At 68.9% G+C, this 7,531-nt stretch carries 5 protein-coding genes and 1 pseudogene; 2 read left to right on the forward strand and 4 right to left on the reverse strand.

Annotation, left to right across the window (positions count from 1 at the left end; all coding sequences use genetic code 11):
* A pseudogene (locus tag E6R18_RS34525) lies at nucleotides 1-278 on the reverse strand (hypothetical protein); the annotation flags it as partial.
* A gap of 93 nt (nucleotides 279-371) precedes the next feature.
* On the opposite strand from E6R18_RS34525, the gene E6R18_RS33575 reads away from it, so the two are divergent.
* Nucleotides 372-947 carry an abortive infection system antitoxin AbiGi family protein gene (locus tag E6R18_RS33575; RefSeq protein WP_240799945.1) on the forward strand — a complete coding sequence of 192 codons (576 nt, stop codon included), beginning with the start codon at nucleotides 372-374 and terminating at the stop codon, nucleotides 945-947.
* A gap of 141 nt (nucleotides 948-1,088) precedes the next feature.
* On the opposite strand, the gene E6R18_RS33580 is transcribed toward E6R18_RS33575, so the two are convergent.
* Together E6R18_RS33580 and E6R18_RS33585 are read right to left on the reverse strand one after the other, a co-directional pair.
* Nucleotides 1,089-1,646, reverse strand: coding sequence for an XRE family transcriptional regulator (locus E6R18_RS33580; protein ID WP_136320649.1), 558 nt, complete (start codon nucleotides 1,644-1,646; stop codon nucleotides 1,089-1,091).
* Nucleotides 1,647-1,658: 12 nt separating this feature from the next.
* Nucleotides 1,659-3,914 (reverse strand): helix-turn-helix transcriptional regulator, encoded by a 2,256-nt coding sequence (locus tag E6R18_RS33585; RefSeq protein ID WP_136320650.1) that lies wholly within the window; start codon nucleotides 3,912-3,914, stop codon nucleotides 1,659-1,661.
* Between the two features lie 195 nt (nucleotides 3,915-4,109).
* Between E6R18_RS33585 and E6R18_RS33590 the strand changes: the two genes are divergently transcribed.
* Nucleotides 4,110-5,078 (forward strand): hypothetical protein, encoded by a 969-nt coding sequence (locus E6R18_RS33590; RefSeq protein ID WP_240799944.1) that lies wholly within the window; start codon nucleotides 4,110-4,112, stop codon nucleotides 5,076-5,078.
* Between the two features lie 570 nt (nucleotides 5,079-5,648).
* Here the strand turns inward: E6R18_RS33590 and E6R18_RS35345 are convergent.
* Nucleotides 5,649-7,531, reverse strand: a 1,883-nt coding sequence (locus E6R18_RS35345; RefSeq protein WP_276607282.1) for an RHS repeat-associated core domain-containing protein, incomplete at its 5' end; no start/stop codon positions are given.

Consider the following 7,531-nt stretch of genomic DNA (forward strand, 5'->3'; position numbering starts at 1 on the left):
CAAATCTCTCGCCTCATGACAGCGATCACCTCGCCCACAAACACCCGCTGACCAGCACCAAAACACCGTCCCCCTGGACCAGCACGACCGACTCTCACCACCACCGACACGAACCCGAGAGATCGCACCCAGATCTCGCTGCCGATACGCCACCGGACGATCTCCGCGTCCACCTGCGTCACTTCCTCCTGCAACACGGCGATCCGCTCCCGCAGCTCGGCGGCACGGGCTTCGAACGCGCACAGTCGGCGCTTCAGGACAGCAGCAGGCGTGGGCACGAGGGCACCTCCGGACTCGAGAGCGAAGACCTCGCCACCCTGCGCCCCGAACTGCAGTGATCACAAACAGCAAAACTGCAGGTCAAACACCTGATTGGTTGGACAACAGCTAGTCAGCGGACAGTCTGCTTCACCGAGACGCCTCTCGAACATGCCTGGATGATGTGCGAGAAGATCCCCAACCGAACGATGAGCTTCAGTGGTTATGGCCTGGCGTTCACCCGCACTTTCGCGCGGCGTAGGGGCGCCAACCCCGTGTGGTACCTCGACATCACCCTCGGCCACGACTGGCTGACCGGCCCGATCAACAACATGGTCGACGCCGTTCGAGAAATCGCCCGCGACCCGTCCGAAGGGGGAGAGGACGCGGCGGCAGATGCAGACATCCTACGGTTGACCCCCTTCATCGAACAGATGGGCAACCCGTCGGGGACCCGCAAGGAGTTCTGGTGGGAACGGGAGTGGCGCCATGTCGGGCACTTCCGCTTCCAGTTCGCCGACCTGGTAGTGGTCTTCGCTCCAGAGGAAGAGCACGACGAATTCGAGGAGCACCTGAGGGAGATAAAGACGAGGGGGAGGCTGCCCAGTCTGGTCGACGCCAGCTGGGGTCTGGAGCGGATGATCGCCGCCCTCGCCCGAGTCCCCGAGCCCGGCCCGTTCCCGGATTAGCGCAAGCCTGGTCAACTCTCCTTCTCTCTGGCCGTATGAAGCGCTCATTCACACGCGTGCGCAACCGCCCGGTCCCAGACGCGCGAGCGAGCCCCGGACCAGTGCAGGTCCGGGGCTCGCAGGCTGTTCAGGGCGCTCCGTCTACAGGTCGAACTCGAGGTGTTCGACGTCGGTGAAGCGGACCTCGTCCAGGGAGCCGGCGCGGCGGCCGCCGTCCTGGAAGTACACCTCCTTGAGCCCTTCGGCCGCGATCTCCTGGAGGCGGGCGTCGCTGGCGCCCTGCTCCTGGGCGTCGAAGAGGCGGGCGGCGTAGGTCGGTGGCAGGGCGACGGTCAGGTGCCGGAGCCGGGACTCGTCGGTGGAGCCGATCGGCGCGGCGTAGCCCATGCGGGCCCGTGTGTCGATGACGATGCCGCCGGTGGTCGCCGCCTTCTGCCGGGCCTTGGCCCGGATCTGCGGCTGCCACCGGGCCTTTACCTCGTGCTCCAGGCGCGTGGCGAGTTCGGGGCGGGGCTTCTTGATCTGGTCCTTCACGTACCGTTCGACGGTGCGCTGGGAGACCCGCAGCATCTGGGCGACCGCCTTCGTGCCCTTGAGCTGCTTGACCAGGTACCGCATCTGCGCGCCGGCGCTCTTGGGCGCCGGGCGCGTGAACGCCTTCTGTACCGCGGCCTCCAGGCCGTCGCCGAACAGGCTCATCGTCCCCTTCTCCTACTCTCCGTTGTCGACGTCGGTGACGGTGCCGTCCTTGATGTACCGGGCGAGGTTGAGCTCGGGCGCGTTGAACTTGTCCCGGACCTCCTCGCCCCACAGGACGGTCTGCGTGCCCTCGTGCTTGACCAGGCCCGGGTTGATGCCCAGCTTGAAGCCGCCCGGGAGCGGCTTGCCCTCCCGGTATGGCAGGAAGTCCAGCGGCGACGGCCCGTTCGCGGCGTACACGACGCAGTCGGACAGGATCGCGATCGGGTACTGGCCGGTGAACGCCGCGTGCTTGACGATCTTGCGGTGCAGGTTGATCCGGGTGCGGGCGATGACCGCCGCCCGGATGTCCGGCCGCCACGTCGGCCGGGACAGGGCGCGCCACGGCTCGCCGGGCTTCCAGCCCTCGCCGCGCGGGCGCTCGCGCAGCTTGCCGATGCCGCCCTTGACCGTCGCCTTGATTGCCGTGGTGACGATCGTCAGCTCCGGGTCGCGGGCCTTGTAGCCGTCCATCGCCGCGAGGAAGTCCTGCGGCGACAGGTCGGCGTCGACGCCCAGGTCGACCATTGTGGCGAGGTAGGCGGCGCGCAGGCGGTTGTACCAGCTGTCCAGGTAGCGGCCGTTGTCGTGCCGGACGTACGCCTCGGTCGGTGCGACGTCGTAGCCGAGCTCCACCGCATAGGCCACGGTGGGCGTCGCGTACCAGGCCGGGCCCGTGGGGCGGTCGCCCTTCGGCGTGAACGGAGAGGGCAGCAGACTGCCGTCCAGCTCCACCCACTCCTTACCGGCCTTCACGCGGGACAGGTCGACATGGCTGAGGTCGACCAGCCAGGATCCGGGCAGCTTCGGGTCGAAGACGGGGTTCGTGACGTGCGTGGCCTCGCCCAGGCCGACCGGGAGGCCGTTGGCGCCGGCGCCGAAGGCCATGTTGACGTCGATGCCGACCAAGTGGCGCAGGGTGCACTCCGCGTCGGTCATCGGCCGCGCCCAGTCGTACGCCTCCTCAAACAGCTTCTCCGCCGGGCCGCGCACATGGAAGCGCGGCAGGTCCTTGAGGACGGGGTGCCCGTCAGGGACCTCGCACGGCGGGAAGTTCATCGGGTCGATGGGGTCCTTGCCGAGCGAGCCGGGGGCCTTCTCGTCGGCCTGGCGCAGGGCGCCGGTCTCCTCGTCGCGCACGGCGTAGGTCGGCGGGTGCAGCGCGGTCATCAGCTCCAGGCCGGTGACGGCGGTAGAGCCGCGCGGCGTCATCACCCGGGTCGCATACACGCCCAGGACGCGGGCGAGCTCCGCCGGCGGCAACTGCCCGGCCGTGCCCCAGAACCGGGGGTCCAGCGCGTTCCACGACGGGATGCACAGCTGCACGCACTGCCGGTTCGAGCCCTTGGCCGGGCGGTAGATCCGCGCCCACGGCCCGAACCCGCGCTTGGTGAGCTGCCAGTCGGCGCGGGTCAACTGCTTGATGACCTTGTGGCCCTCCGGGATCCGCCCCGCGTGCCGCTCCTCTTCGGTGAGGGCGACAGGCAGGCCGTAGCGCTCGCACGCGGCTTCGGTGAGCACGATCAGCGGGTCGGCATCCTTGCCCGGACCGACAAACTTCGGCTGCCCGAGCTTGGCCTCGCGCAGCGTCCAGTCGACCAGGGCCGGGATGCTCTTGGCGGGCACGTCCAGGACCAGGCCGCCGGTGCAGTACGCCAGCACCTGCCCGTCCTCAACGTCGACGACCGCGAGCGGTCCGTTCTCGAACCGCGGATCGGCGCCCGCCGGGGTTCCAGCCGGGGCCGCCTTCTTCGCACCCGGGCGGCGCGACGTCGACGACGTCCTGGTGGCGCGCGCAGGGCGCGGCGCGGCCGCCGGAGCAGCGGCAACAGGGGTGGGACTGGTCTGGGAGTTCTCGGTCGCAGTCATGGCCGCAGCCTCGGACGCCTCCCCTGTGGACGGAGGCCGCGCTTCCACCGGGGCGGGCATAGCGGTGAACGTGGCCGGCACCGCAGCATCAGGGGCGGGCGTGGCCGTGCTGGCCGGGGCGGCGGGGTAGAGCTCCGCGAGCTTGTCCAGCAGCCGGGCGTAGGCGTCGCGCTCGGGCGGGCGGGGCTCGGTCTTGCCGGATTCCCAGCCGGACACCGTGGCCCGGCGCACCTGCAGCGCGGTGGCCACTTCGTCGATCGTCAGGCCGTGCGCGGCACGCAGCCGCTTGCGCTCCGTCGGCGGCGGCAGCGTGGCGCGGGACGCGAGCAGGGCGTCGACCGCGTCGAACAACTCAGACATGAAAGCACCTCCTGAGCAACATCCTACCCCGCGAAACGTACGATGCGCGTACGTTTCACGTGCAAACTCCGTACGCCGCGCGCGCGGAGGGGTGAGGGGTGGTCCCGGCCAGCGAACGGCCGGAAAGCGGCGCGTCACATGGAGTGCTTATGGGGAGATACGGCGGGTTACAGCTCTGAGTGACCAGGGGGTTACGTGAAGTGGAAAGACGCGTTCAGCGCCGCGATGAAGGAACTGGAGGCGATACGGGGCCTGCTGACGCCTGTCGGCCGTCTTGAGGACGAGACGGTCGGGCTGACCGCACTGCACGGCGAGCTCACCCAGAGCCGCCTGAAGATCCTGGAGGCCGTCCAGATAGGCGTCACCGGACTGCGCGAGGAGAACCGCGAGGTACGCCGCCGCCAAGACCGGATGATCAGCGACCTCAACGACACCCGCGGCGAGCTCCGGCAGCTGCTGGAGCTCGCCGAAATCCTCCGCCCCCTTGCGACCCGCCAGCGGCCGGCCGACGAACTCGAGACCGACGCACCCGCGCCCGGGGGGCTGGCGGCCGAGGATCCCAGCCTTGAGTACGGCTACGATCCCGCCGCCTCCACAACGGCACCGCCCACCTCATCCGACACCGAATCCCAGGGGGGAACCATGGAAAGCAACCAGCAGCAGCCACAGCCGGGACCTGGGCGCCAGGACCGGGACCAGGACGACGCTCTCAAGCGCGAGATCCAGGCCGCCTACCACGGCAACGACACGCCCGCCGCGCCCTCTGCCGCCACCACGCAGACCGGGGAAAGGGACCCGCGGGTGACCCACGGGGTTCTGCTGCTCAAAGCCGCCGGGGTGGCCTCCGTGGACCTGGTCGCGCACCGCGACACCTGGGAGTGGCTCACCGCCCTGGCCGTCGACCACGACCACTTCCGCACCCCGCCCTCGGTCGAGGACTTCAAGGAAGGCCGTGTCCAGACCGTCCTGTCCGGCCGCTCCCTCATCGGCCTGCTCATCAAGCTGTGGGACACCCGCCATGCCACCACCCCGCTGGAAGCGGACTGGGCACTGGCCACGACCGCCTACAACCGGATCGCCGCCGAACTCACCGGTGTCGACGGCGAAGGCCAGACCATCCGCATCGTCCTGGACGACGGCCTCCCCCACGAGACCGGCGACTGACACCACCCCGCACCACGGCCGGCGGCTGTCCGTACCCGCCGGGACGGCCACCGGCCCGCCCGTGGCACGGCAGGAGGCCATCACCGCGACTGGTGAGGGCCTCCTGCTACCCCGGCCGCTGTTCGGCTCAGCTCAGGCTCCGCCGTCTCGGTCGGCCGCCTTCGCGATCTCCTCAGCCAGCGCCTTGGTAGCGCGCTCCTACTCCTCGGCCGCGTGGCGCGGCTGCTTCGCGACATCCGCCGCGCCGGACACACTCTGACGGAGCTGCGCCTGGATGAAAGAACGCATGTTCCGACACCCTCCGGCGCCCGAGCGACAGTCCCATCCACAGAGAACAGTCCTGTGGCCCCGACGCCTGAGTGTTGGGGCCACAGAGGGTGACGTCCTACTGCTGACGTCGTCTCGTCAACTTGATGATGCCGAGCAAGGCTGCTACGCCGATGAGAATGAATCCCGCTACTCTCACGGCGTCAACTACATCGGTGCCGATCACGATAGCGATGACACCTGCTGTGAGAACCAGGGCGAGGATGGCCCAGGAAATTGCGCTTGGCATTCTGGAAGCCGGGCTCATTCGTCGAAGGCCGTCGTGAGACTTTTGTATGCGTTGGCTCCCTCTACGAGGGCCGCACCTCCCGAAGCGACGCCGGCAACACACCCAGCCCCCAGGGACGGGCCACAAGTCGCGATCCCGGCCCCGGCGCCGAAGGCAGCGGCCCCGGCGCCGAGGGCATGTCCAACTCCCTCGATGAAGCTGTTGAAGCCGAACAACCCGGCGGGGTCGATCCGGTTTACCGGGTCCCCCGCACCATAGAGGTAGGTGTTGGTTTCCTGGCCGGAGGGGTCGGGCTGGGTGAAGCGGCCTAGGGCGGGGTCGTAGTAGCGGGCGCCCATCTTGTAGAGGCCCGTGGGGTCGTTGTAGGCGCCGGCGAAGCGGTAGGGCTGGGGGACGGTTTCGGTGGGGGTGGTGCGGGCGGCGCCGGTGGGTGTGTAGGCGTAGGTGTGGGTGCGGGTGCCTGCCTGGTCGACGGCGCCGAGGATGTTGCCGGTGGCGTCGGTGAGGTAGTAGTAGCTCTTCCCGCTGCGGGTCATGGAGTTGAGGGTGCCCCCGGGTTCGCGGACGAATCCCGTATCCGTGGATCCGGCGGTGGTGGAGGCGAGGCCGAGCTGGGTGTGGTGGAACCAGGTGTCGCCGAGCTTGGTGCGCTCGTCGTTGGTGGTTCCGGCGTGCTTGGCCTGGTAGGTGGTCCCGCCTGCGGTGATGTTGGTGAGCTGGTTGTAGTCCGACCACGACTCCCCTGTGCGGGCAGTGCCCCCGGCCGGGGCTGCGGCGGTTTCGTTGCCGGCGTTGTCGTAGGACCAGCCGGTGGTCGAACCGTTCTTCGATTCCAGTTCGGAGGCGTCGTCGTAGCCGTAGGTCGGGCTGGTGGGGCAGGAGGTGGCGGTGGTGTCCTGGTGCGTGAGGTTGCCGGCCTTGTCGAAGCAGTACAGCCAGGACGCGGTGCGGGCGCCGGAGGACGTGTTCGTTTCCTTGGCGTAGGAGAGGCGCCCGGCGCTGTCGTACGTGTAGGCGGTCTTGCGGCCCGTGGCTGCGTCGGTGCGGCTGTAGATCTTCGTTCCGGGATCGCCGGCGCCGGTTGTGTAGGTGTAGGCGAGGTCGACGAGGGTGGCGCTGCCGTTGGTGGTTTTGATGGCGGTGGGTTTGCCGTCCTCGTCGAGGGTGACCTTCTGGACCGTGCCGCCGGGGTAGTTGGTGTGGGTGCGCTTGTCGTTGTTGTTGTAGGTGTAGGTGGTGGTGCGGCCGGCCGGGTCCTTCAGCGACTCGAGGCGTCCGGCGTCGTCGTAGGTGTAGTGGGTGGCGCCCATGGGGTCGGTGTAGGTGTCCAGGTCGCCGGCCGCCGTGTAGGCGAGCGTCGCCTCGGAGTCGTCCTGCAGGGAACGGAAGATCTCGCGGGAGAGGGTGTCGTAGGCGTAGTCGGTCTCGCCGGTGGCGTCCTTGCGCCAGGTCATGTTGCCGTCGTCGTCATAGGTGTACTGGACGGTGGCGTTGGTGGAGGAGACCTTCGTGACGCGGTCGCGGTCGTCGTAGACGTAGACAGTCTGGATGCCGCGGCCGTCCTTGACGACGTCCGGGCGGCCCGCGTAGTCGTACGTGAGCGTGGTAGCGCCCTGCGGCGCGGGCGGGGTGACCTTCGTCAGGTTCCCCTTCGCGTCATAGGTGAACGACGTCTTCTTGCCCCGCGCGTCGGTGACCGAGCACTTCTGCCCCTTGAACCCACCACAGGTCGGGGTGGACGGGTTGTACTCCGCGGTCGTCGTGCCGCCACCGGTGCCCGTGACGGCGACGGAGGTGGTGTTGCCGACCGCGTCGTAGGAGTAGTTCGTCTTGCTGTCGTCCGGGCTCTCGAACGTGCCGGGCACGTCCATGCCCGCCTTCGTCAGCCATCCCGTCA

Origin of the sequence: Streptomyces sp. A1277 (assembly GCF_004795015.1) — a bacterium.
Taxonomy (GTDB): Bacteria; Actinomycetota; Actinomycetes; order Streptomycetales; family Streptomycetaceae; genus Streptomyces.